The sequence below is a fragment of the Methanothermobacter sp. genome (genome assembly GCA_030055615.1).
Lineage (GTDB): Archaea > Methanobacteriota > Methanobacteria > Methanobacteriales > DSM-23052 > Methanothermobacter_A.
Map to the genome: position 1 here is coordinate 146,071 of JASFYN010000001.1, position 23,340 is coordinate 169,410.

24 protein-coding genes, 8 tRNA genes and 1 other RNA gene are annotated in these 23,340 nt (G+C 39.8%); 19 read left to right on the top strand and 14 right to left on the bottom strand.

Features of this window, described 5'->3' with window-relative positions; translation table 11 throughout:
* Window positions 1–97: 97 nt before the first annotated feature.
* Complete coding sequence (map, locus tag QFX38_00820; GenBank protein ID MDI9623422.1) at window positions 98–997, bottom strand: type II methionyl aminopeptidase; 900 nt, start codon at window positions 995–997, stop codon at window positions 98–100.
* 89 nt (window positions 998–1,086) lie between these two features.
* Between map and QFX38_00825 the strand changes: the two genes are divergently transcribed.
* The 4 genes from QFX38_00825 to rnpB all read left to right on the top strand — a co-directional run bounded on the left by QFX38_00825 (window position 1,087) and on the right by rnpB (window position 2,778).
* Window positions 1,087–1,512 carry a hypothetical protein gene (locus QFX38_00825; GenBank protein ID MDI9623423.1) on the top strand — a complete coding sequence of 142 codons (426 nt, stop codon included), beginning with the start codon at window positions 1,087–1,089 and terminating at the stop codon, window positions 1,510–1,512.
* Window position 1,513: 1 nt separating this feature from the next.
* The gene (locus tag QFX38_00830; protein ID MDI9623424.1) at window positions 1,514–1,978 is read left to right on the top strand and encodes a hypothetical protein; all 465 of its coding nucleotides are present in this window, start codon (window positions 1,514–1,516) and stop codon (window positions 1,976–1,978) included.
* Window positions 1,979–2,359: 381 nt separating this feature from the next.
* A tRNA-Met gene (locus QFX38_00835) sits at window positions 2,360–2,434 on the top strand.
* Between the two features lie 22 nt (window positions 2,435–2,456).
* An RNA gene (gene rnpB / locus QFX38_00840) (RNase P RNA component) lies at window positions 2,457–2,778 on the top strand.
* Between the two features lie 5 nt (window positions 2,779–2,783).
* Here rnpB and dnaJ read toward each other — a convergent pair.
* From dnaJ to QFX38_00855, 3 genes are read right to left on the bottom strand one after another with little or no spacing between them, the layout of a single operon-like run.
* On the bottom strand, window positions 2,784–3,908 hold the full coding sequence (gene dnaJ, locus QFX38_00845; protein ID MDI9623425.1) for a molecular chaperone DnaJ: 1,125 nt from the start codon (window positions 3,906–3,908) through the stop codon (window positions 2,784–2,786).
* A 30-nt stretch (window positions 3,909–3,938) separates the two neighbouring features.
* Complete coding sequence (dnaK, locus tag QFX38_00850) at window positions 3,939–5,753, bottom strand: molecular chaperone DnaK (protein ID MDI9623426.1); 1,815 nt, start codon at window positions 5,751–5,753, stop codon at window positions 3,939–3,941.
* Window positions 5,754–5,764: 11 nt separating this feature from the next.
* Complete coding sequence (locus QFX38_00855) at window positions 5,765–6,280, bottom strand: nucleotide exchange factor GrpE (protein ID MDI9623427.1); 516 nt, start codon at window positions 6,278–6,280, stop codon at window positions 5,765–5,767.
* Window positions 6,281–6,379: 99 nt separating this feature from the next.
* Here QFX38_00855 and QFX38_00860 point away from each other — a divergent pair, with 99 nt between their 5' ends.
* Window positions 6,380–6,850 carry an ArsR family transcriptional regulator gene (locus tag QFX38_00860; protein ID MDI9623428.1) on the top strand — a complete coding sequence of 157 codons (471 nt, stop codon included), beginning with the start codon at window positions 6,380–6,382 and terminating at the stop codon, window positions 6,848–6,850.
* On the opposite strand, the gene hypF is transcribed toward QFX38_00860, so the two are convergent.
* On the bottom strand, window positions 6,845–9,142 hold the full coding sequence (hypF, locus tag QFX38_00865; GenBank protein MDI9623429.1) for a carbamoyltransferase HypF: 2,298 nt from the start codon (window positions 9,140–9,142) through the stop codon (window positions 6,845–6,847). The two genes, QFX38_00860 and hypF, sit on opposite strands and share 6 nt — an antisense overlap.
* A 78-nt stretch (window positions 9,143–9,220) precedes the next feature.
* Here hypF and larB point away from each other — a divergent pair, with 78 nt between their 5' ends.
* On the top strand, window positions 9,221–9,979 hold the full coding sequence (gene larB / locus QFX38_00870; GenBank protein MDI9623430.1) for a nickel pincer cofactor biosynthesis protein LarB: 759 nt from the start codon (window positions 9,221–9,223) through the stop codon (window positions 9,977–9,979).
* Here larB and hisE read toward each other — a convergent pair whose 3' ends face one another.
* From hisE to QFX38_00895, 5 genes are read right to left on the bottom strand one after another with little or no spacing between them, the layout of a single operon-like run.
* On the bottom strand, window positions 9,980–10,273 hold the full coding sequence (gene hisE / locus QFX38_00875; GenBank protein ID MDI9623431.1) for a phosphoribosyl-ATP diphosphatase: 294 nt from the start codon (window positions 10,271–10,273) through the stop codon (window positions 9,980–9,982).
* Entirely contained in the window at window positions 10,263–11,072 is an 810-nt protein-coding gene (locus tag QFX38_00880) for a CBS domain-containing protein (protein MDI9623432.1), read from the bottom strand. Before QFX38_00880 ends, hisE begins: the two co-directional genes overlap by 11 nt.
* A 1-nt stretch (window position 11,073) precedes the next feature.
* Window positions 11,074–11,313, bottom strand: coding sequence for a DUF504 domain-containing protein (locus QFX38_00885; protein ID MDI9623433.1), 240 nt, complete (start codon window positions 11,311–11,313; stop codon window positions 11,074–11,076).
* Window positions 11,314–11,328: 15 nt separating this feature from the next.
* Window positions 11,329–12,678: an Asp-tRNA(Asn)/Glu-tRNA(Gln) amidotransferase subunit GatB gene (gene gatB / locus QFX38_00890; protein ID MDI9623434.1), complete on the bottom strand. Its 1,350-nt coding sequence runs from the start codon at window positions 12,676–12,678 to the stop codon at window positions 11,329–11,331.
* A 36-nt stretch (window positions 12,679–12,714) separates the two neighbouring features.
* Window positions 12,715–13,722: a radical SAM protein gene (locus QFX38_00895; protein ID MDI9623435.1), complete on the bottom strand. Its 1,008-nt coding sequence runs from the start codon at window positions 13,720–13,722 to the stop codon at window positions 12,715–12,717.
* Window positions 13,723–13,804: 82 nt separating this feature from the next.
* On the opposite strand from QFX38_00895, the gene QFX38_00900 reads away from it, so the two are divergent.
* From QFX38_00900 to QFX38_00945, 10 genes are all read left to right on the top strand, one after another.
* A complete protein-coding gene (locus QFX38_00900; GenBank protein ID MDI9623436.1) occupies window positions 13,805–14,173 on the top strand; it encodes a zinc ribbon domain-containing protein in 369 nt (122 codons plus the stop codon).
* Between the two features lie 162 nt (window positions 14,174–14,335).
* Window positions 14,336–14,408 (top strand) — tRNA-Asn (locus tag QFX38_00905).
* A gap of 4 nt (window positions 14,409–14,412) precedes the next feature.
* Window positions 14,413–14,486, top strand: a tRNA-Ile gene (locus QFX38_00910).
* Window positions 14,487–14,491: 5 nt separating this feature from the next.
* Window positions 14,492–14,566: transfer RNA gene (locus QFX38_00915), tRNA-Glu, on the top strand.
* Between the two features lie 45 nt (window positions 14,567–14,611).
* A tRNA-Leu gene (locus QFX38_00920) sits at window positions 14,612–14,695 on the top strand.
* Window positions 14,696–14,719: 24 nt separating this feature from the next.
* Window positions 14,720–14,795 (top strand) — tRNA-His (locus QFX38_00925).
* 41 nt (window positions 14,796–14,836) lie between these two features.
* A complete protein-coding gene (hjc, locus tag QFX38_00930) occupies window positions 14,837–15,244 on the top strand; it encodes a Holliday junction resolvase Hjc (GenBank protein ID MDI9623437.1) in 408 nt (135 codons plus the stop codon).
* Between the two features lie 119 nt (window positions 15,245–15,363).
* Window positions 15,364–15,437, top strand: a tRNA-Cys gene (locus tag QFX38_00935).
* A gap of 28 nt (window positions 15,438–15,465) precedes the next feature.
* A tRNA-Trp gene (locus QFX38_00940) sits at window positions 15,466–15,608 on the top strand.
* A 36-nt stretch (window positions 15,609–15,644) separates the two neighbouring features.
* A complete protein-coding gene (locus tag QFX38_00945; GenBank protein MDI9623438.1) occupies window positions 15,645–16,259 on the top strand; it encodes an MBL fold metallo-hydrolase in 615 nt (204 codons plus the stop codon).
* Here the strand turns inward: QFX38_00945 and QFX38_00950 are convergent.
* The 3 genes from QFX38_00950 to QFX38_00960 all read right to left on the bottom strand — a co-directional run bounded on the left by QFX38_00950 (window position 16,256) and on the right by QFX38_00960 (window position 18,714).
* Entirely contained in the window at window positions 16,256–16,906 is a 651-nt protein-coding gene (locus QFX38_00950) for a TrkA family potassium uptake protein (protein MDI9623439.1), read from the bottom strand. The two genes, QFX38_00945 and QFX38_00950, sit on opposite strands and share 4 nt — an antisense overlap.
* Window positions 16,907–16,966: 60 nt before the next feature.
* A complete protein-coding gene (locus tag QFX38_00955) occupies window positions 16,967–18,409 on the bottom strand; it encodes a TrkH family potassium uptake protein (protein MDI9623440.1) in 1,443 nt (480 codons plus the stop codon).
* A gap of 86 nt (window positions 18,410–18,495) precedes the next feature.
* Window positions 18,496–18,714 (bottom strand): TRAM domain-containing protein, encoded by a 219-nt coding sequence (locus tag QFX38_00960; protein ID MDI9623441.1) that lies wholly within the window; start codon window positions 18,712–18,714, stop codon window positions 18,496–18,498.
* A 154-nt stretch (window positions 18,715–18,868) separates the two neighbouring features.
* Here QFX38_00960 and QFX38_00965 point away from each other — a divergent pair, with 154 nt between their 5' ends.
* From QFX38_00965 to fhcD, 3 genes are read left to right on the top strand one after another with little or no spacing between them, the layout of a single operon-like run.
* Window positions 18,869–19,351, top strand: coding sequence for a metallophosphoesterase (locus tag QFX38_00965; GenBank protein ID MDI9623442.1), 483 nt, complete (start codon window positions 18,869–18,871; stop codon window positions 19,349–19,351).
* Between the two features lie 5 nt (window positions 19,352–19,356).
* The gene (locus tag QFX38_00970; protein MDI9623443.1) at window positions 19,357–20,373 is read left to right on the top strand and encodes a UPF0104 family protein; all 1,017 of its coding nucleotides are present in this window, start codon (window positions 19,357–19,359) and stop codon (window positions 20,371–20,373) included.
* A gap of 52 nt (window positions 20,374–20,425) precedes the next feature.
* The gene (fhcD, locus tag QFX38_00975; protein ID MDI9623444.1) at window positions 20,426–21,319 is read left to right on the top strand and encodes a formylmethanofuran--tetrahydromethanopterin N-formyltransferase; all 894 of its coding nucleotides are present in this window, start codon (window positions 20,426–20,428) and stop codon (window positions 21,317–21,319) included.
* On the opposite strand, the gene QFX38_00980 is transcribed toward fhcD, so the two are convergent.
* On the bottom strand, window positions 21,316–23,265 hold the full coding sequence (locus QFX38_00980) for a 3H domain-containing protein (protein ID MDI9623445.1): 1,950 nt from the start codon (window positions 23,263–23,265) through the stop codon (window positions 21,316–21,318). The genes fhcD and QFX38_00980 overlap by 4 nt on opposite strands.
* Window positions 23,266–23,340 lie beyond the last annotated feature (75 nt).

Here is a 23,340-nt window from a genome sequence, read left to right on the forward strand (position 1 = left end):
GAGGATTGAACCCCCCAAACATGATGTGAAAAAAATCTTCTATATCTTATTCCTTTCTGCGAAAATGGTATATAAAGTTTTGGCGAGAAAATAGTTTTTATTCAGTTATAACTTGGCAGCTGTCTTTTTCAACGATTATTGTATGTTCTGCTTGTGATACCCATGCGCCACTCTTTTCTCGGAGTACGTGGTATGGATAGATCGCCCGTGATTGTATTAATAGTCTCATGGAAGCGTTAAGTCTCTTAGGGTCGAAATGTTCTGTTAGCCACCTTTGGGCGAATGGTAAACTTTTGTATTCTTGTTTTATCTTTTTGAGAACATTTCTTGCATGGGCTATTCTGAGGGGTCTATCCCTTAAGAATCTGAAAATATATGTTTGAGGCATGTCGGTTACATATCCAATGCCGTCTGTTGCGAATGGTTCGATGGCGAGAACATCTCCTTCTTCGAGTTTATGGGTATTTTTCTCGTTAATATTAGGTACTGATAACCCTGAATGTAGTATCCATCTATCCATACTATGACCGGTGAGGTTGGCTACTGGTTTGAAACCGAAATCATTTATGGTGTCTTGGATGATCTTCCCTATTTTTTCAAGTTCTACACCAGCTTTTATTATGCTTATAGCATTTTCAAGGGCGCTCTGGGACGCTTCGATCATTTTCAAGTTTTTTTCGAAATTTTTATCATGATCTCCTACGAGGATGCTTATGGCGGTGTCGGCTATATAACCATTTACATGCGCGCCCATATCTAATTTTACAAGGTCCCCACGTTTAATCAAGGTTTTGTCGTTGGCTGGGGAAGTGTAATGTGCTGTTATATCATTTATTGAAACATTACAGGGGAACGCTGGTCTAGCCCCTTCTTTTATGATATTATCTTCAACGAAATTTACAAGTTCTATAACTGGTAGATCTTCCTGCACGAGTTTGAAGGCTTTCTTCCGGATCTTTGATAGTATTTTCCCAGCTTTTCTGTATTCTTCTTCCATGATGATCACATGTTATGGTCAATAGTGAAATTTTAATCTTATAAACCTATATATATCGTTAGTTAAAAGAATATATGTGAGGGAGTGGTATGGCTACAGGTAGTATTATAATACCCCAGAATTTAATGATTTTGATTTTGGCTTTCATAGCATTTGTAGCTATAGTTATAATTGCCATCCAATGGAGGAAGGTCAGGGAAGTGCAGAATAATGTTCTATTGCTTGAGAAGGAGATAGAACTCAGGAAAATTTCACTTGTTGAAAAGGATCTTGAATCTAAGCGTTTAATGGAGACAACAATACCCCTTCCAAAGGAGCAGCAGGAGAAATTAGCGAAGATAAGAAAAGATACCAAGAATATAATGCAAAGAATAGGATATCTTCACAGTGAAATAAGTGAAAGATTAGCTAGACTAGAAGCCCAAACAGAATTCAGAAAACTCGAAGAAATGCTAAAAGACATAGAAAAAAAGGAAAAAGAGATGGATAAAATTTTGAAAAAGGTGAGGGATTAGTATGAGCGCATTAGAACTTTTAGCTATACTCATACTCGCAGGGGCTATAATAGTCTTATTATATTATTATCTCATGGAATCCAGTAATTTTAAGACACGCCTAAGATCCCGTGTTTATAATATGGGGGAAAAACTTACTGAAGAGGAAGGTGGACGCATGAGCGTAAGCGAAAAAGTATCCGATGTGAGCGACAGGATAATACACAAAGTAAGAGAAGTGCCCATCAGCACAGATATAATATCAAGTAAAATAGACGCTTTCCTAGAAGAAAAAAGCGACGAACTAATAAAAGACTGGGAATTAGCCACAAAAGATGACATAAAAACTTTACAAAGCAGATTAGACCTAGTATCACGTAATATAAGCGAATTAGAACAGAGATTCAATGAATATAGAGGTTATACTAATAAAAAACTCGAATCACTAGATAAAAGAGTTAAAAAATTAGAAGATAAAATAAAGTGAATCACACACTTTCACAAAATAACCCCCCACCTTAACACAAAATTGGGGAGACTAACCCCATCCACACAAATTTATACAGGTAAATCGCCACAACCTGTAGAGCACCCCCAAAATTCAACCAAAACACTTTAAACAAAAAAATCCCATTTTTAGTATGCGAACTTTTGTGAATAATAAATTCTAAAAACCACTCCCTCATAAAATTGACCCCACCTCAAGATAGAAGAGTTCATTCACCAAAAAATAAGGTTATTCCACTCTATGGGACCCTACACTAATAAAATTAAATCTTCCCAGAAAATCGTTAAATGATCGATAAATAAGATCCGAAGAAATGTTAGGGGAAAGATTTATATAATGTTATTATATAATCTATTATTTAGCGGGGTGGGGTAGTCTGGTGATCCCGCGGGGCTCATAACCCCGAGATCCCTAGTTCAAATCTAGGCCCCGCTATCAAATACTATTCTTTGATGGAGTAAGCCGAAGGGCAGCTACCGGCCCCCATCACATATTCATTGTGTGGGGGCTGAGGAAACTCCCCCCATCATACAGGATCCACGGTGCCGCAAGGCATCAGCCGAGAGGCTGGGCTCTGGAGCAGAAACGACACGTCCCCCATTGGATGATAATGAGACCCCACACCAAATTAAAGGGGTTGATTGACAGTGGGGGGATCGGTGAAACGGCCAACCCGTGGGATGCAAGGGCAAATACTGCCAATGAGTACTGTACGAGGCAGAGGTGGCCCGCATAGATGAATGCTGCCATGAACAGAAGGGGGGTTACTCTCGGCATGCTCCATCTAATATATTATAGCATCCTTCATCCTCTGGAACAGACCCTTTTCTTTTTTGATCTCGTCACCGCTAATCCTTGCAAATTCTCTTAAAAGTTCTTTTTGTCTCTTATTCAGCTTTTGTGGTGTTACAACCCTCACTTTCACATATAAGTTCCCACGGCCCTCCCAGTTGATATGAGGCATCCCATAACCTTTTATACGGAACGTGGTTCCGGTTTGGGTTCCTGGGGGTATTTTAAGTTTGATTGGTTTTTCCATGGTTGGGATTTCTACTATATCTCCTAGAGCTGCTTGGACGAAACTTATTGGTTTTTCAAAATAGAGGTTAGCTCCTTTCCTTTCAAATAATTTGTGCGGTTTTATTTTTATCGTCACGTAAAGGTCGCCTGGGGGCCCGCCCTTTGGGCCCATTTCACCTTCTCCTGGAATCCTTAACCTTGAGCCGTCCTCGACTCCTGGAGGTATCCTTATATGGATCGTGCTCGTCTTTTTAACCGTTCCTGTACCTTTACAGTTGTTGCATTGTTTTTCAATGATTCTACCTTCCCCATTACAATCTGGACAAGTTGTTATGTTCATTATTTGACCTAGAAGAGTTCTTTGCACTTTTCTTACCTGTCCTGTGCCATTACAAGTGGTGCATGTCCTTGTGCTGCTGCCAGGTTCTGCCCTTGACCCATTACAAACAGGACATTTTCTTGTATGTGGAACTTTTATATCGGTTTCCAAGCCATTGTATGCATCTTCTAGTGTTATTTCGAGTCTGTAATTTATGTCAGCACCCCTTTGTGGACCTCGTCTCCTGCCGAAGCCGAAGATGTCGAATATGCTGCTGAAATCAAAGTCCAGGTCTCTGAATACGTCTTCGAAGTTTATGTTTCTGAATATGTCTTCTTGTGTGAATCCTTCCATTCCAGCGTGGCCGAATTGGTCGTATCTTTGTCTTTTCTCATCATCAGATAATACCGCGTAGGCTTCGCTGATTTCTTTGAACTTTTCAGCAGCATTGGGGTCGTCGCTAACGTCTGGATGATATTTCCTCGCTAGTCTCCTATAGGCTCTTTTTATATCTTTTTTACTGGCGTTTCTATCAACGCCTAATATTTCATAATAATCCTTTTTTGGCATAGGTTCACCAAAAAAAATTTGGGGGGTAGGTTAATCTTTTACTTCGTAATCTGCGTCGATTGTATCATTTGAGTCACTGCCTTCTTGTTGCACTTGTTGGTATATTGTTGCACCGATCTCTTGGACAGCCTTTGTGAGTTCTTCTGTCTTTGATTTTATCTTTGTTATGTCATCCCCTTTGAGTTCTTCTTTTAATTCTTCGATTAATTTTTTGATTTTTTCCTTTTTGTCGGAGGGTATTTTCTCTGATAGTTCATCTAGGGTTTTTTCTGCTGTGTATATCATGGAGTCTGCATTATTTCGGATTTCAACTTCTTTCTGCCTTTTACGGTCTTCTTCAGCATATTTTTTGGCTTCTTCGATCTTCTTTTTTATTTCCTCTTCTGATAGTTTATGTGGTGCTGTTATTTTCATGGCTTGTTCTTTTCCTGTTCCAAGATCTTTTGCTGACACGTTTAGTATTCCGTTGGCGTCAATGTCAAATGTTACTTCTATTTGTGGCACTCCTCTTGGCGCTGGTGGTATTCCTACTAGTTGGAATCTGCCAAGGCTTATGTTGTCCTTTGCCATTGGCCTTTCACCTTGTAGTACGTGTATGTCTACTGCTGTTTGGTTGTCGGCTGCGGTTGTGAATATTTGGCTCTTTCGTGTGGGTATTGTAGTGTTTCTTTCGATTAGTTTAGTGAATATGCCCCCTTGTGTTTCGATTCCAAGGGATAATGGTGTCACGTCTAATAGTACAATATCTTTTATTTCACCTGCGAGCACGCCACCTTGTATGGCTGCTCCCATTGCCACACATTCCATTGGGTCGATTCCCCGCTCGACTGGTTTGCCCATGAAGTCTTCGACGAATTTTTGGACGATTGGCATCCTCGTGGGCCCGCCTACAAGTATTATCTTGTCGATGTCTTCTTTACCCATTTTAGCATCTTTTAGTGCTTGTTCCATTGGCCCTGCACATTTTCGGACGATTGGATCTACTAGTTCTTCTAATTTTGCCCTTGTTAGGGTATGTATGAGGTGTTTGGGGCCGCTAGAGTCTGCTGTTATGTATGGTAGGTTTATTTCGGTTTGTACTGTTGATGATAGTTCTATCTTGGCTTTTTCGGCGGCTTCTCTCAGTCTTTGGACTGCGTTGTCGTCTTCCATTATGTCTATTCCCGTTTCTTTTTTGAATTCTTCTGCTAAGTAGTTCATGATGGCGTTGTCCATGTCTGTTCCGCCGAGTTGTGTGTCTCCACTTGTGGATTGTACTTCGAATACTCCTCCCCCGAATTCCATTATTGTTACGTCTAGTGTTCCTCCTCCAAAGTCGAATACCATTATGCCAAGTTCTTCGTCTTCTTTATCTAGTCCGTAGGCTAGGCTTGCGGCTGTTGGTTCGTTCACTAATCTAACTACGTCCAATCCAGCGATTGTGCCAGCGTCTTTTGTTGCTGTTCTTTGGTTGTCGTTGAAGTAGGCTGGGACGGTTATAACTGCTTTTTCCACTTTTTCTCCTAAGAATGCTTCAGCGTCTTTTTTTATTTTTTGTAGTATGAATGCTGATATTTCTTGTGGTGTGAATTCTTTGTCTTGGATTTTTATTTTCCTATTGGTGCCCATGCTCCTTTTGATGGCTGTGATTGTGTTTTCTGGGTTTGTGATTGCCTGTCTTCTGGCTGGTTCTCCTACTAGCATTTGTCCGTCTTCTGTGAATGCGACAATACTTGGGAATGTTTTACCATATAGTGATGCGCCTTCTGCACTTGGTATCATTGTGGGTTTACCGCCTAGGAGTACTGCTGCGGCAGAGTTGCTTGTCCCAAGGTCTATTCCTATGATTTTTTCCTTTTTCGCCACTTAATCACCCCTTAGTCCTTTTTACATACTTTTACGAGGGATGGTTTTATTATCTTGTCCTTTAGCATGTAACCTCTTGATATTTCTTCGATTATTTCTCCGTTTTTGTATTTTTCATGGTTTTCTACTTGGATTGCTTCATGTTTGAATGGGTCGAATTTTTCTCCTTTAGTGGGTATTCTTTGTAGGCCTTCTTTTTCTAGGATGTTGTTGAATTTTCTGTAGATGAGATTTAGACCATCTTCGAAGTCTTTGGGACTTTTGCAGTTGTCCATGGCTCGTTCCATGTCCTCTAGCACGTCTACTAGTTTTAGTATGAGTTTTTCATTGGCGTATTCTATTATCTGGGTTTCTTGTTTTTCTCTTTGTTTTTTATAATTTTCAAAGTCGGCTTGTAATCTTTGCAAATGTGAAATATGTTCTTCTATTTCATCTTCCTTTTTTGATAATTCTTTTTTGAGTTCTTTTAATCTTTTTGTGCATTTTTCAAGTTCTTTTTCACTTTTTTTCTTTTTCTGTTTTGGCATTGGGTCACCCTATTAAAGTTACAAAAGGTTATAATTTTAGGTTCAAAAGAGTTATAGTTACAAAACGTTATATAAATCTTTCGTCAAATGATTATAACAATGACAAAGAATATAGATAACATGGACATGGAAGCCCTATTAGATGTTATGGGATGCAGGACAAGACGCGAAATCATAAACCTGCTAAGGGAGGAACCAAGATTCGTAAGTCAAATATCAAAGGAGCTAAAGATAGGTCAGAAGGCCATAATAGAACATTTAAGGGCCATGGAAGAAGTAGGGATACTAGACTCCTTCTTTAAGAAAATAGAACGTGGAAGACCGCGTAAATATTATAATATTTCTAATGACATCCACCTCAGCATCATAATAAACAAGAACACCTTCAAAATAGACCTTATAGAAGAAGATGAGGAATTTTTCACCAGTGAATGGTCAAGACTCATGAAAATAGAAACAAGAATAAAAAGGGGTGATAAAGGGGCGGTGAAAGAATTAAAGAAGTTAATAAGAGTTTATGAATCCCTTAAAAAGAAAGCAGAGAAAATCCTACAAGAAAATCCGCTATAGTTTCCTAGTGGCGATCACAGCTTGTCCAAGAGATACTGAACCATCACCTGCACACGAATTTCTATGTTGTATAAACCTATAACCCATCTCCTCCACATAATCCTTGATCGTGAGACTTATAGCCTCATTATAAAATACGCCCCCTGATCCACCGATTATATCTGTGCCAACATCTTCAGCGACCCTAACAGCTATATCAGCCAAGCCCCTTGAGAGAGATCTTTGAGCTGCTGCTGCTATATCCACGGTTTTTTCACCCGCTTTTTTAAGCTCCATCACTTTTAATAAGAGATCTGTTGTATCAAGAACATACCTACCCTCGTATTTATCCACCTTATAAGGTATATCAATGTCATTTGAAGATCTATAAGCGGCTGATTCAAGTTTCATCGCACACTCTCCCTCATATGTTCTTTTGGAACATATATGGAGTGCTGTTGCAATAGAATCCAAGATCCTGCCAGTGCTTGTGGTTATGCCTACATTAATATCCCTTTCCAATTGCCTTCTTACCAATTGTATCTCTTTCTCGCCATGGGGGAAATATTGCTTGTATTCTTCCTTGAAAAGTTCTTCGAGATAATCAAGAGTATGATAGCCCCCTAGGATTGAAAAGAGCATCCTAGCAGGGTATATGGCGCATAGGTCTCCGCCTGGCATTTTCTGTGGGGCTAAGCTCCCGAGTCTCTTATATTGATCATCAAAGCAATAAAGTATTTCACCTCCCCATGCCGTTCCATCATCTCCATATCCTACGCCATCAGCTGCGATACATACAAATTCATTTACTCCAGAATCTACCGCGAGGGCGGCTGCATGGGCATGATGATGCTGAACCTTGAATACTGGGGCTGAATGTTCCCTGCTTAACTCTTCCGCAAGTTTAGTTGTGAAAAATCTAGGATGCAGATCACAAGCTACCGCATCTACCTCTTCGGTCCCGGTTATCCTCATTAGGTGCCTAAGGGCGTCTTCAAGAAACCTTGTAGTATCATATTTTGTAGTGTTACCGATATATTGGGAAAGATAACATTCTCCATGGTTTAAAATAGCGAATGTCACATCTATCTCAGGACCCAATGCTATAACATTAGAATCTGATGATAAATTTGAAAGGTCATAAGGTTCTGGTGTGTAGCCACGGGATCGGCGTATGAACGCCATGTCACCCCCTCTGAAGCGGACAACAGAATCGTCACATCGATTCACTATCTTCCTGTTATGGATTAGGAAATAGTCAGCTATGCCTCTAAGTTTCCCAAGTATTTCCTTGTTTCTGATTATCATCGGCTCTCCTGGCTTGTTAGCGGATGTCATCACATAAGCAGGTCTTTCAGCATGTTTAAAGAGCATATGGTGTATGCCAGAATAAGGGAGCATTATACCAATATTATGTAAGCCTGGGGCGACTGATGGGGCGAGATAATATTGGTCACTTTTCTTTAACACGACAATTGGCCGTCTCCTTGACTTTAAAACTTTTTCCTCTCCACTTGATACTATTGCGAAAGTTTTTATTGTCTCTATGTCAGGTGACATACAAGCAAAAGGCTGGTATGGTCTTCCTAATCTCTCTCTCAACCTTTTAACAGTTTCTTCGTTTGTAGCGTCACATGCAAGGTGTGTGCCACCTATACCTTTTATGGCGACTATATAACCTTCATCTAGTATCTTAGCAGCTTCTTTTAGCGGATCATCAACACGGATGGGCTCATCCCCGTATAATGAAAGTTTTGGCCCGCAAGCTGGGCAGCATGTTGCCTCCGCATGGTATCTTCGATCTGATGGCTCATTGTATTCCCTTTGACAGTCTTCACAAAGTGGGAACTCCTTCATACTTGTCCTTTCCCTGTCATAAGGTATTTCCTCGATTACGGTAAACCTTGGCCCACAATCAGTACATGCGGTGAATGGGTAAAGGTGTCTTCGATCCTTTGGATTATTCATGTCAGATAGGCATGCTTCACACGTTGCAACGTCAGCAGGTATTACAGATGTCCCTTTAAGTTTTGAAGAACTCCCCTTGATTTCGAAATTGGTGAAACTCAAATGGTTTATTTCATCCCATTCAACTTCTATGTTAGATATTTTCGATATTGGGGGCTTTTTCAATTTCAAATCATTGATAAATCTTCTTATAATCTCTTTTTCCCCTTCAACGACTATTTCTACAATATTGCCAAGGTTTCTAACATAACCCTTAAGTTCAAGGTTATTTGCTAACCTGTAGACCGTTGGCCTGAAACCTACGCCTTGTACTATCCCTTGGACAAAAATGTGGGCCCTGTACATTTCACACCTCACCGGTTACTTTTTAAAGTGTATATTGTAGACTTTATTATATTATCATATTGGGGGGTGGTCTTCATCGTGAGACCCGTACTTAAAGATCTTAGGGATGGTAAGATTTCAATTGAGGAGGCTGAAAAGCTTATAAAGAGTCAGTTTTTGGATATTAGGGAAGTGGCTAAGTTCGATATTGGGAGAAAATTAAGAACAGGATTTCCAGAGGCTATTTTAGCATTGGGTAAAAGTGATGATGATATTGTGCAGATCCTTTTGTCTTCTCCAACAGATCCTATGATCGTAACACGCCTCAGTCCTGAGAGATTCGAGAATATCCGGGAAAAGATAACCTCGCTTGAAGAGAAGGGATTTTCGATCAAGTATAATAAGAGGGCTCATATTCTCGTTGTGAAGGGTGATGACAGAACTTCTCTAGATTCTAGGGTAGGTATAATAACTGCTGGTACTGCTGATATACCTGTTGCAGAAGAAGCTAGAATTATCTTGGAGGAGTATGGTTGTCAGGTTATCAGAGCTTATGATGTTGGTGTTGCTGGGATTCATAGGCTTGTACAACCTTTGTATGATATGCTAGAAGCTGATGTTAAGATTATAATTGTGGTGGCTGGGATGGAAGGTGCCCTACCATCAGTCGTTGCTGGTCTAGTGGATGTGCCTGTTATTGGAGTACCAACTTCCATTGGATATGGTGTGGGTGAAGGTGGGTTCGCAGCCCTTTATTCAATGTTGCAATCTTGCACGCCAGGTATTGGAGTTGTGAATATTGATAATGGTTTTGGAGCAGCAGCCTTGGCAATAAAAATTATAAGAGCATTTGAATAATTATTGGGGTTTTCTCCTTCTTGAAAATTCATCGAGGATTTCATCAAATTTTATACCTTTATAAACTAGGAGTAAAAAGGTGTGAAATAGGAGGTCTACGGCCTCTTCTAGGACGTTTTCATCATTTTTTGATGCTATTATAAGTTCTGTTGCCTCTTCCCCAATCTTTTCAAGTATTTTATCCTCTCCAGTTTTGTTATCGTTTTTCATTAGATTGGATGTGTATGAATTTATTGGTTTGTCTCTGCGTGTTTCAAGAACCATGTAAATTTCTCTTAATATATCATTTTTCATCTTTTTTCCTCGATTTTGCTTTTTTCATACTTGTTGTGATGGCTATGAGGGGATGTTGGGCGTCATCGATTATTTCAATATCGTCTAGGGTGTATATCTTGTTAATATCTGCAGTTTTTTCCATTCCAAGTTTGAGGTCTTTTTTCATGTCTATTACATAAGAGTCTATTTCTTTATAGCCTAGTTTATGTGATGCCACAGCTCTATGGTGCCCATCAACTAGAATGTAACGATCTCCTGTTTTAACGACTATTGTGGGTTCTGCGAGTCCCTTTTTGATCTCGTATATTCTTCCTTCGAGTTCATCAGCGTATATTTTACTCTGTGTGGGCCTGAGCTTTGATATTGGGATTTTCATCCGTTTAACTTCTGGTTTAACATTGTAGAGCTGTTCTAGTGTCTTTTTAAAGTAGTTGACCTTCATTGGTGTTGATCTTTCAATATGGGAACGTACTATGTCTGTGTTGGTAATTATGCCTACAAGCTTTCCTTTTTTGTCAATAACGGGGAGGCGTGATATTCCCATTCTAAACATTACTCTAGCGGCATCATTTAATGACATGTCCTGGTCTGCTACCACCACATCAGTGGACATTATCTCCTTGACGGTTTTCACCCAAGGTTTTATTAGAAGGTCGAATGCTGTTATAATGCCGATAACACTATCATTATCTCTCACCGGAAACCCATCATGTCCTGTTTCTTTCATTAACCTGATTATTTCAGCAGTTGAAGTGTCAGGAGTTACTGAAATAACTTCTCTTGTCATGTAATCTTTTACTAGTGCTTTCTTGCCCATGTTATCCCTTTCCACATTTTTTCCATATTAGTTTGTCTCCGCATTCTATTTTCACTATCCTGTGATATGGTATGGCTGTTCCTTTTTTAAGGATCAAGAATCCCTTTTCAAGTTTCTTTATATCAGTGCCTTTAATAGTTTTCAAGTTTTTATGGGCGCCTCTGTGAAGGTAACTTATCTTACATTTTTTGATATCACCTTTTGGGTGCCATATCATCAAATCTATGACCTTCCTGGCCATTTTATGTGGCCCCTCTCAAATTCTTTCTTTTATGAGTTGGAGTGTCCTTGTGGGATCAGCTTTTCCCCGTGTTAATCTCATTACTTGTCCAACGAGGAAGTTGATCGCGGCTTCCTTACCATCATAGTAGTCTTTAACGGCCTGTGGGTTCTCTTTTATGGCCTTTTCAACGGCTTTTATGATATCTGCTTCGTCTATTATCCCGATTAGTCCGAGTTCTTCTGCTATTTTGCGGGGATTTTTCCTTGTGTGTGGCATTTTTTCTATTATCCTTTGACCTGCTTTTACTGTGATTTCCTTGTTTTTTATCATTTTGAGTAATTCTATAAGGTTCTGGGCTGTTATTTTACTTTCTTTGAAGCTCATCTTATTATAGTAGAGTACTCTTTTTACTTCATCCCTCATCCATAAGGCCGCGAATTCTGGGTCTATCTCTTTAGCCACTTCCTCGAATGCGTCTGCTAATTCTATTTCTGATGTGAGGACTCTGGCGTGTTCTTCTTTTAGGTTGTATTCTTTCATGAAACGTTTAACTTTTATGTGTGGGGGTTCTGGGATTGTTTCTTTTATTTTTTCCAGTAATTTTTCTTGGAATTTCATGGGTGGGAGGTCTGGGTCTGGTATATAACGGTAATCTTCTGCTTCTTCTTTGAGTCTCATGGGGACTGTGATCATTTGAGATTCTAGGAATGCTCTTGTTTCCTGTTTAACTTCGACTCCTCTCTTTAGGAGGTTCTTTTGTCTTATCATTTCAAATTTCAGGGCTTTGTATGCTCCCTTGATGGAATTTATGTTTTTTATTTCAACGCGTTTACCCCCTTCTAGGGATATGTTTACGTCGGCTCTCATGGTACCCTCGCCCCTCGCACATTTGCTATACTCTAGTACTCTTATTAGTTCTTTAAGGAAATTTCTGGCTTCTTCTGGCGATTTTATGTCTGGTTCTGTTACTATTTCGATGAGTGGTATCCCTGAACGGTTGAAGTCTACTACTCCTAGGTCTGGTTTGTATTGTCCCGGATCTTCTTCTAGGTGAACTTCTCTTATTCTGACATTGTTTAATTCACCATTGTAGCCTATGGGGATTGAAGTGCGCTGGTAACCTGATGGGAGGTCTGGGTAGTCGTAATGTTTACGTAGGAAGTATGTTGTTTCTGGGTTTATTTTACAGTCTAACATGAGGGCGATTTTAATAGTCCCTTCGATTGCTTTTTCATTTGGTGGATATGGTTTGGCCCCTGGCTGGTTTAAGCATACTGGGCAAATGTTTTCATTTGCTGATACTTCTTGGTAATTTGTTGGACAATCACAGAACAGTTTAGATTCTGTTTCGAGTTGAACGTGAATTTCGAGGCCGCATTTCATCTTAATGGTTATTCCCCCATTTTATCAGTGTAAGGATCATTGGGTTAGTGTATATGATTTTTTTAAGCACATATCAATATATCTTTTTATAAAAGGTTCTAATTTTTCATCTGCTTCCCCTTTAAGGAGCTTTTGATGGTCTGTGAATGTGCCTTTAAGTTTTCTACCGCTCCATTTCACTTCTTCTTCAACCCTTTTACCGTATCTTGTCCCGAACATTTTAAATAGTGGGAATTTTGTAAGTCCATTGGCTCCTGCGAGTATTAATGGTCCTATGTTGGCCAGATTGTCAATCCAGGTGCCTGTGATTATTTTAAGTTTGGGGAATTTTATTCTTGTGGCGGCGACTATACCAGCATAATACAATGAGGGTGGTTGTGGTGTGTCCTCAAATATTGTGCCTTTGTGTGGGTTGAGTGAATAAAATATTATCCGATCCAATTTTAGGTTATCTATGAGCTTGAAAAGGTGTTCCAAATCTTTGATGGTTTCTCCAATGCCAAGTACTATTGTGATAGCCTTTTTAAATCCTAGTTCTTCTGCCAGTTCTAGCATTTCTATTATTTGGTTTATGGGTTTACTTGGACATAACTTTTCTTGTAATTTGGGGTTGGCTGTTTCTATGGCCCCTGTTATACCTTCAATTTCGTCTCCATATTCTTCTAGGTCTTTTGTTATGCCTATGTTGAGCCAAACTGGGGATCCTGTTATATCTTTTATTGATTTGGCAATATTTTTTATCTCAGTGGTAGTGAATGATTTGTAGCCTCCTGAAAGGAATTCGATGTTCCATCCTATGCGTTTGCATATTTCTGCCTCGGCGAGTATCGCATTAACATTTCTTCTTGCTTTCCTAGGGTCTTTTATGAGGGGTTTTTGCGTGCTCATATAACAGAACGCGCAGTCCCCCATTTCACACCACCAAGAAAGGAATATAGCTCTTTCAAGTGTTATAGTATCCCCATGTTTGCTAAGGGTGATCTTGTTAGCCTTTTCGAGTAATTTGAGTATCTTTTGATTTTCTAGGTACTTGATAATGTCCATGTTAAACTTTCACCTCAAAAAAAATATTTTATAATCTTAGACTATAATACTATTGTTAAAAATTTTATTGGGATGATTCTTTATGGTTTATTGTCCATATTGTGGTGAAAAAAACAGTGAAAATGCCATCTTTTGTAAAAAATGCGGGAACAGATTACCAGCAATCGAAAAGAAGCCTACAAGTCACCATTTACCGGGAGAACCTATTCGTTCCATGGGAGAGGCTGTTAAAACCTCCTTTGAATGGGACGTGGCTATAATAGCAGCTTTTATATTCTTAATATCATATGGGATTTTAAGGGTAATAGCACCTCCAATAGCATTATGGTTAGCAGCAGCATTTTCAATACTATACTTGTTATCAGCCACCGAGAAAAAAGCATCGATTCTTCCACTGATAATCATAACATTACTCATAACTATTAATATAAAAGCATTCCTAGGCTTATAGAAAACAGGACCAACCCATATTCTAAGTTTGCAATGTGATAATCTACTTTACCAAAAATTTTATATATTATAATTATAAAACTAATCCTACGCTGGAATATCACTCTCGTTAGGTGAGCATATTATAATTTTAGTGGACCCTTCAATTGAAAGATTTTAATCTGCCGCCGTAGCTCAGTAGGTAGAGCGTTCGGCTGTTAACCGAATGGTCACAGGTTCGAGTCCTGTCGGCGGCGTCACGGGCCCATAGCTTAGCCAGGTAGAGCGCCCGGCTCATAACCGGGCGGTCATGGGTTCGAATCCCATTGGGCCCATCCATGCTCCGGTAGTGTAGTCCGGCCAATCATTTCGGCCTTTCGAGCCGAAGACTCGGGTTCAAATCCCGGCCGGAGCATCAAAAATCCTACTAATTGTTTTATCCTTTTCCTATTTTAGGATTGCGGGGGTGCCCGAGCTGGCCAAAGGGGACAGGCTTAGGACCTGTTGGCGTAGGCCTACCAGGGTTCGAATCCCTGCCCCCGCACTGTCAAAAAGGGAGGTAACTAGAGCCGGGGTGGGGTAGTTGGTTATCCTTCGGGACTGTGGATCCCGCGACTCGGGTTCAAATCTCGGCCCCGGCCCCATTCTCATCATATCATTTATCATGGCTTTTTTGGGGTTTCAGATGGCGAAAAAGGGTTATAAAGAGGAGATAGATCTTGTTAGAATGCTATGGGATAACAATTTCGCCGCTATAAGAGCACCAGCCTCTGGGGGGGCGACTAAAAAACCATTACCTGATGTAATAGCAGGTAATGGAGAGAGATACCTTGCAATCGAAGTGAAAACGACATCCAAGGACAAAATTTATATTGCATCTGAAAGGGTGGAAGGTTTGCGCAAATTCTCAAAAATGTTTGGAGCTGAACCATACATTGGAATCAAGTTCAAGTATAAAAAATGGTTTTTCTTACCCTTAGATGATCTTGAAATAACACCACAGAAAAATTATAAGATAGACCTCAAACTTGCACTTGAGAAAGGATTAGACATCTATGAGGTTATTGGTAAGGAAAAACAAATCAAATTTTAGATAATCCAACATATTATCTCGAGTAGAACCCCCAGGTGGGTGGGCGAAAAATATTTATAAGATTACCAATGATAGTATGAATTGTCCCCACATTGAAGGCAACTAATGGGGGGATCTTAGCCAAGGTAGCCTAGTCTGGTGAGGCGGTGGACTGCAGATCCACTATACGTGAGTTCAAATCTCACCCTTGGCTTCCAAAAATTTTTTCCTTATACTGATAGGGGGTCATGGTGTAACCAGGCTAGCATCTAGGACTCCAGTTGTCTTTGAAGAAAGCGCGCTCCTGACAATTTTAGATGATGAACAACTGGAGTGCTGAGGCAAGAGAAATCCTAGGATCTGGGTTCAAATCCCAGTGACCCCATCATTAATTCATCCTTTTTTAGGGTTGATTACTTTGATCCAGAGAATAAAGGATATTATTTTTATAGAGGGTTCAATTCATGATTGTAACAGTTACATCCTCGATGATATTATAATTGACACAGGAACAGGACTCAATAAAAATCATCTATTATCAGCTTTAAAAAAAGTTAATATCAGCCCAGCTGATATAAGATTGGTTATAAATACGCACTGCCATTTCGATCATACAGGGGGCAATAGACTATTCCCAAATGCTGATATAGCCATACATAGAATGGATGCCCCCCCACTCGAAGAAGGTGACAGTATAGCTACAGCGGCATATTTGTTCGGAGCTTCAATCGAACCAATGAAAGTGGACTTGAAATTCGAGGAAGGAGACAATATAGGAGACTTTGAAATTATACATACGCCAGGTCACACCAGGGGCAGCATATGCCTCTATGATGGGGAAACTCTCATCTCTGGTGACACCATATTTGCATATGGTGGTTTTGGCAGGGTTGACATTGGTGGAAGCATCAAGGAAATGAAAAAATCCCTCAAAAAACTCATAAAATTAGATGTTAAGTATCTCCTCCCAGGACACGGACCCTGGGTAGAGGATGGGAACAAGCACCTAGAACTAGCATATAATATACTATTTTAGCCTGCGAAGAGATTAGTAACTTTCTGGACCGCTTCCATCTTCACGAGGACAGATATCTTGGTATTTTCTTCTAATATCATGTCTGGTTGGGGTATTTTAATTTCACCATTGGTATGAATTGCTATTATTATATACTCTTCTGTGGGTGAAATATCCCCTATCCTTTTGCCGACTACTTCATGGTTTTTCACGGTCATGTCAAGGATTTCAGCATCCCCATGACCAAGAACTATAAGATCAGCCACTTTGGGCCTGGTTATGAGTTTTTCAAGGTATCCTGCTGCGGTCCTCTCAGGGCTTATAACGTATTTAATGCCTACCTTGTGGAATGCGTCTTCATGATCTGGGTTACTAACCCTTGCAATGATCTTGGGGACATTGTACTCTCTTGCGAGTATGCAACTTAAGAGGTTAGCTTCATCGTTTCCTGTGGCCGCAACAAAGACATCAGCATCTTTTATGTTAGCCTCTTCGAGGGTTTTCGTATCTGTACCGTTACCGCAGATTACGAGGGCGTCAAGTTCAACAGCGGCATCGGCACATAATGATTCATCACTTTCTATGAGCGTTACATCATGTCCATCCGATATTAGGAAACTTGCGAGTGTTAGTCCTACCCTTCCACCACCCATTATAACAACATACATATCTACACCTGAGAAATAAATTTTTCATTTCAAAGGTTTAAGTTTATTATTAATAAACTTTTATCTTTTAAAGGCTTCTATTATGCTTCTGATTAGGACGAGTATGGGTATGATCTCTAGTCTGCCGATCCACATATTAAATATTAGGGCTACTTTGGGGATTGTGGGGAGCGTGGCGGATGTTATGCCCATACTGAGTCCTACGTTTCCCTGTGCAGAGGCAACTTCAAAAAGTGAATTTAATGGTTCATACCCATATAATACTAGGATTGACCAGCTTATAAACATGAAGCCAAGATAAAGGTTTAGATAGGATCCGGCTTCTTTTATCTCTACATCGCCTATACTCTTGCCTGATATTTCCCGGGGGATGACTGAACCTTCAGGTGCGAGTATCTTGATTATCTCCCAGTAGATTCCTTTAATAATTGTTATCACTCTTATGAGTTTAATGGCTCCTGTAGTTGAACCTGCAGCCATTCCCATTATCATACAAGCAATTAGAATCACCTTTACATATGGGGGCCATACTATCATAACATTTGATGGGGCTATGCTTGAACCTGTACAACTTAAAGCTGATACGACATGGAATATGGCCTGATTTGATGGTATTTTCCCAAGAAAGATTGTAAGACTTGAAAATATCAATATTATGATGATTGTGGCTTGGAGTTGAACATCTTTGAGGGCTTGCTTTATATTTCCTTTTAGTATATGGTAGTGGACTATGAAACTAGTACCTCCAAGGATCATTAATAGGATTGTTATGGCATATATAAGGTTGTTGTGATAGGAGCCTATATTATTATTTTTAACTGACATTCCCCCGGTGGATAAATTAGTGAGGGTGTTGTTTATAGCGTCGAATAATGGCATTCCAGCAATACAATATAATGTTATACCAATAAGGGTGTAGGTTATGTAAATCCACCAGATTATCTTAACGGTATTCACTATACTTGGCTTGATTCGCTCATCCCGAGCTTCGGATTTGTAAAGTCTTGACGCGGCGGTTCCGGGCCTTATTAACACGCCGATAACTACTATAATCACCCCTAATCCGCCTATCCACTGCTGTAAGCTCCTTAAAAATAATATTGATTTGGGGAGTGATTCGACATCTGAAAATATTGTAAGTCCTGTACCAGTCCATGATGACATGCTTTCGAATGCGGCGTTTGTGACATCAATGTTTAAAAAGAGTAGGAATATTAACGTGCTTATAAATGTTGCCCAAAGCCATCCAAGGGATGCTATCATCATCCCATGCTTTAACTTTATCACATCCTCGCTGACAAAATAATCCTTGAGTATAGTTTTAATCAGAGTCCCCATAGCTATTGATAAGAACGAGGGAAGAATAAAACTAGGGTAATTTCCCTCATTGTATATGGTTGCGACTATTATAGGTAATAATACGATCAAACCTATGGCTTGCATTATTGTCCCAAGGAAATTTCCAACAATCAGAAAATCTCGTTTTCTAACATATCTCATCATATGAGAGATACGCACAAGTATATATAAATTTTTTTCAAAAAGAAAATAAAATTTTATGGAAAAATATTAAAAAGGGTGAGATTAAATTATTCTTCTACTAATTCTGCGAATGCGAATTTTCTCCTGGTTGCGCTGATCCTTATTTTAACTTCGTCACCGATCTTCGCACCAGGGACGAATATCACGAAACCTTCGACGCGGGCGATTCCGTCACCGTCCCGGCCTAGGTCCTCTATTTTAACCTCGTACTCTTCACCAACATTAACAGGTGCAGAGTAACTCTCTTTCCTATAATCTCCGAACAATTCATCACATCCTATGATATAGTGGGGTTATTGCAAAATCCTAATCCTCATAAAAAAAAATTAGGATCATTTTTGCTCAAACCCTACCTTATAAAAAGTTTTATTTTATAGTATATAAAGTTATGGTCACTAACATTTATTATGGTGAGGGCACATGATTGCTATAATGGCTGATTCACATGATAACATCCCAGTTATAAAGGAAGCCGTAGATTTCCTAAACCGCGAAAGGGTGGATATGGTATTACATGCAGGAGACCTTATATCACCTTTCACTGCCAAGGACTTTAATGAACTTAAAATGCCATTTGAAGCTATATTCGGGAACAATGACGGCGAAAGAGACGGTTTAAGAGCTGCGTATTCTAATATATGCGATTTGAAAGAGTTTAAGGTTGTGGAAGTTGATGGTGTGAGTATAGCAATGATCCACGGCCACCAAGAAGAATTAGTTGATTGTCTTGCAAGATGCGGAAAATATGATGTAGTGGTGAGGGGTCACAGCCACCAAAATAGCGTTGAAGAAAAAGGATCTCTGATAATAAACCCTGGAGAATTATGTGGTTATGTCTCAGGGAAAAAAACATTCATACTCTTGGACTTGGATGATCTAAGCCATGAATTAGTCGAGTTATGATAAAAATGAAACATAAGGGTCTGCTTTTACTCTTGGTAGGGGTTGCTATCATAGCCCTAATGATATACCTTATAGGGCCTGCAGACATCGCCAAGGACCTTGAGAGAGCAGACCCATTCTATCTCTTATTAGCGGTGATTATACACTTTGTAACTTTTGGCCTTTTCACCCTTAGATGGTCGATAGCCACTCGAGCGGTTGGTATTAACATCAGGAAGCGACATCTTCTCCCAATGTTACTTGTGGGCATGGCAATAAACAATTTAACACCCAGTGCAAGGGGTGGTGGAGAACCTGTAAGAGCCTATATCCTAGGAAAGTATTCCAGCACACCAATAGAATCTGCACTCGCCACAGTAATAGCAGATAGAGGACTTGACACGTTCCCATTCATAATATTGGCAATCATCACAATAGTATCAATGATATTATACTTCGATCTCTCCCCAATCTGGATAATATCACTTATAGTGGCTGTTATTATCATATTAATAGTATTTGTGTTGGCATTGTATGTTTCGGTTGATAACGAAGCTGGTGAAAAATTCACAAATTGGATAACTAACATTTTAAAATTTTTCTATAAAAGGGGTTATGAAAAGTGGAGTTTTAAAATAAAAAATGCCATCATAGAATTCCAGGATTCCATGCGGGTCATGTTAAAGAATAAGCAAATATTCATTTATGGTATACCATTATCGTTCCTGCTTTGGCTTCTGGAAATTCTAAGGGTTTACTTTATATTTTGCGCGTTTGGGGCTAATGTTACACTAATAGTAATAGCAGAGGTATTCATTGTAGCAACATTGATTGGGATGATCCCATTGCTTCCAGGTGGCTTAGGGGCCATTGAGGGCATGATGATAATATTATATTCTGCAGCTGGTATTTCACCATCTATAAGTGCGGTTGTAACTGTAGTTGAACGTTTAATTTCATTCTGGATGACATCTATCCTCGGGGTTGCATGTTTACCTTACTTCGGGGCGCCAGTGGTGAAAAAATTATCAGAAAAATTATAAAAGGGAAAGTACTATTATGTGTCTATATAATACTAGAAGTGGGTGATATATTATGGAAATAAATGGGGTCGAGATAGAGGACACATTTGCAGAAGCCTTCGATATTAAAGTTTCAAGGGTTCTTGTCACAGCAGCAACCAAGAAACTTGCAAAGATAGCCGCGACGGAGGCAACAGGCTATGGAACATCTGTCATAGGATGTTCAGCCGAGGCGGGTATAGATTCATATGTACCACCAGAGGAGACACCTGATGGAAGACCAGGATACACTATAATGATATGCAATCCCACAAAAAAGGGTCTAGACCATGAACTACTTGAGAGGATAGGGATGGGCATACTCACAGCACCAACGACTGCGGTATTCGATGCGTTGGAGGATCCTGATGAAAAATTGAATGTCGGATTCAAATTAAAATTCTTTGGGGACGGTTATGAGAAGGATCTTGAAATAGCTGGCAGGAAAGTCCATTCCATCCCTATAATGTCCGGCGATTTCTTAATCGAAAGCGACCTGGGGATAAAGGATGGTGTTGCTGGTGGAAATTTCTTCATATTAGGCGATAGCCAAGGATCGGCGCTTTTAGCAGCCCAGGCAGCGGTTGATGCAATAGAGGCTGTTAGTGGTGTTATAACACCATTCCCTGGTGGAGTAGTTGCTTCAGGGTCCAAGGTAGGGGCTAACAAGTATAAGTTCCTTGACGCGTCCACAAATGAGAAAATGTGCGTCACATTAAAGGATGAAGTTGAGGGAAGCCAGATACCAGAAGATGTAAACGGAGTTTATGAAATAGTCATTGATGGTGTCGACGAAAAAGCTGTGAAGGAGGCTACAAGGGCTGGTATAGAAGCAGCCTGTAAAGTGCCAGGTGTCAAGAAGATCAGCGCAGGGAACTATGGTGGAAAACTTGGAGCCTATCAGATAAAACTCCATGAACTATTCTAGTCTATACAAAATTTTTCAACCATTTCTTTTTCTATAATATCCCATACCTCATCCTCTGAAAGATTCACACCTAAAAGCAGACCCTTCTTTTTTAATTCAGTTTCTATTTTTTTAATGATCTTCACATCCGGGGCTGCCACTGTATGTGAGTGTATATTGCGGGATATCTTATAAAGTGCTGTGAGTGATCTTCTAGCATCTGGATTTTCAAGTTCCTTTTCACAATTTATAAGATCTTCAAAATTTTTAATGTTCAGTTTCCTTGTTAAAATTTGCCTTACCCCAGGGAGATAATGGGATGAGTCAAGTATCCTGCCACCATTTTCCACTATTATCCTTTTGTCATCAACAGCTCCAACATCATGTTTTACTAGGATCTGAGCAACCCTACCAGATCTTTGGATCAGATCCTTTATTTCCTTTTGACTGAGATTAACACCTAAAAGGAATCCACGCCCTTTGAGTTCATCTTCCACCTTTTCAAGGCTTTTTGTATCAGGCCCTGAAACACGGTGACTGTGCACACCCCCACCCGAGAGTGTGTAAAGTCTGTCAAGGGCCTCATACTTTGAAGGATTCTTTTTCAAAGCTTCAACGAATCTTTCCACGTCTTCTATGTTATCTACGTGTATTTCTCGTTTTAATGGTTCTCTGAAACCTGGTAGATAATATTCTATGTCTTCGAGGGTGCAACCATTATCTATTATGATCTCCGCTTCTTTTTTTATATCTTCCACGCCATGGTTTTCTACTATTGTCATTTCTGGTTTTATTATGACCTCCACAAGGCGGCCATGTTTACGTGCTACTTCTTTTATTTCATCCTCTGAAAGGTTCACGCCTAAGAGTAATCCTTCCTCTTCTAATTCTTCAACCACTTTTTCTAGGGCCTTTTTATCAGGTCCTGAAATCCAATGGGAGTGTATGCCACTCACGGACTCATAGATCCTCTCAAGGGATCTTCTTCGATGAGCATCCTCTTCCAGACTCTTTAGGAATTTTTCTAATTGTCTTCTTTCTGAAACTTCAACTTTCCGTATGAGGGGCCTTTTAAATTCTGGAAGATGATATTCTATGTCTTCGATGGTGCAACCGTTCCTTATTATGATCTCTGTTTCCTTTTCTATGTCTTTGACTTCATGTTTTACGGTTATCTTTGCCATTGTAGGTTCCATGGCCGCGAAATAAATGTCTTCCCCTCCACTTACCTCTGGGGAGATGACACGATTAGCCCCGGCCCTGTATAATCTCTTTATGTTTTCTTTTTTACTTGCTCTTGTAACTATCCATACATCAGGGTTGAGCTCCCTTGATGTGAGTGTAATAAAGAGATTATCCACATCATCACCAGTTGTTATGATGATGCTCCTCGCCCTCTTAATGCCAGCATCTTTTAATAGTTCTTCATCTGTGGCATCACCTGGGATCGCGAGGATGTTAGGATCCTCCCATAATTCTTTTTCAACGAGCGTCCTATCCTTTTCGATTATGATAACTTTATGGTTTCTCTTTTTCAATTCTTTAAATGTGGCTGATCCAACCCTGCCAAAACCACATAATATAAAATGGTTTTCCATAGCCTTCATAATCCTACGGATCTTTGCACCCGAAATTGTTTCTTCTAATGTCATGGCAACCACCGCCACACCAACGCTAAAAACGTATGCTATAAGGCCTACACCACCAAGTGCAAGGGTCACGCTAAAAAGTTTCTGCCCAATTGTATGGGGTACGATGTCTCCGTAGCCTACAGTTGCGAGGGTGACTATAGTAAAATAGATTGCATCATAGAAGTTGAGGCCCATAATAAAAATAGAACCTATGATACCATATATGAGTAATATTATGAGTGCTAATATCCCATAATAGAATATGGACGTTGGTACGGCCTGTATATATTCGACAGCAGATTCCCATTGTGAAATCCTAGGTTCTTGTGTGGGCATGGGACAAAACCTCAAATGGAAAAACTTAATCCTCTCTAGGACTATTATATCATTATTAATGAATATAACCCTTTT

Excerpts from the sequence above, each read along its gene's own strand:
- QFX38_00830 (MDI9623424.1), top strand. The coding sequence starts at position 1,514 with ATGAGCGCATTAGAACTTTTAGCTATACTCATACTCGCAGGGGCTATA.
- hypF (MDI9623429.1), bottom strand. The coding sequence starts at position 9,142 with ATGTACAGGGCCCACATTTTTGTCCAAGGGATAGTACAAGGCGTAGGT.
- QFX38_00855 (MDI9623427.1), bottom strand. The coding sequence starts at position 6,280 with ATGCCAAAACAGAAAAAGAAAAAAAGTGAAAAAGAACTTGAAAAATGC.
- QFX38_00825 (MDI9623423.1), top strand. The coding sequence starts at position 1,087 with ATGGCTACAGGTAGTATTATAATACCCCAGAATTTAATGATTTTGATT.
- fhcD (MDI9623444.1), top strand. The coding sequence starts at position 20,426 with ATGGAAATAAATGGGGTCGAGATAGAGGACACATTTGCAGAAGCCTTC.
- dnaJ (MDI9623425.1), bottom strand. The coding sequence starts at position 3,908 with ATGCCAAAAAAGGATTATTATGAAATATTAGGCGTTGATAGAAACGCC.
- QFX38_00965 (MDI9623442.1), top strand. The coding sequence starts at position 18,869 with ATGATTGCTATAATGGCTGATTCACATGATAACATCCCAGTTATAAAG.
- QFX38_00980 (MDI9623445.1), bottom strand. The coding sequence starts at position 23,265 with ATGCCCACACAAGAACCTAGGATTTCACAATGGGAATCTGCTGTCGAA.
- QFX38_00950 (MDI9623439.1), bottom strand. The coding sequence starts at position 16,906 with ATGTATGTTGTTATAATGGGTGGTGGAAGGGTAGGACTAACACTCGCA.
- QFX38_00895 (MDI9623435.1), bottom strand. The coding sequence starts at position 13,722 with ATGGACATTATCAAGTACCTAGAAAATCAAAAGATACTCAAATTACTC.
- hjc (MDI9623437.1), top strand. The coding sequence starts at position 14,837 with ATGGCGAAAAAGGGTTATAAAGAGGAGATAGATCTTGTTAGAATGCTA.
- gatB (MDI9623434.1), bottom strand. The coding sequence starts at position 12,678 with ATGAAATGCGGCCTCGAAATTCACGTTCAACTCGAAACAGAATCTAAA.
- map (MDI9623422.1), bottom strand. The coding sequence starts at position 997 with ATGGAAGAAGAATACAGAAAAGCTGGGAAAATACTATCAAAGATCCGG.
- QFX38_00880 (MDI9623432.1), bottom strand. The coding sequence starts at position 11,072 with ATGGGCAAGAAAGCACTAGTAAAAGATTACATGACAAGAGAAGTTATT.
- QFX38_00970 (MDI9623443.1), top strand. The coding sequence starts at position 19,357 with ATGAAACATAAGGGTCTGCTTTTACTCTTGGTAGGGGTTGCTATCATA.
- QFX38_00860 (MDI9623428.1), top strand. The coding sequence starts at position 6,380 with ATGACAAAGAATATAGATAACATGGACATGGAAGCCCTATTAGATGTT.
- QFX38_00955 (MDI9623440.1), bottom strand. The coding sequence starts at position 18,409 with ATGATGAGATATGTTAGAAAACGAGATTTTCTGATTGTTGGAAATTTC.
- QFX38_00900 (MDI9623436.1), top strand. The coding sequence starts at position 13,805 with ATGGTTTATTGTCCATATTGTGGTGAAAAAAACAGTGAAAATGCCATC.
- QFX38_00885 (MDI9623433.1), bottom strand. The coding sequence starts at position 11,313 with ATGGCCAGGAAGGTCATAGATTTGATGATATGGCACCCAAAAGGTGAT.
- hisE (MDI9623431.1), bottom strand. The coding sequence starts at position 10,273 with ATGAAAAATGATATATTAAGAGAAATTTACATGGTTCTTGAAACACGC.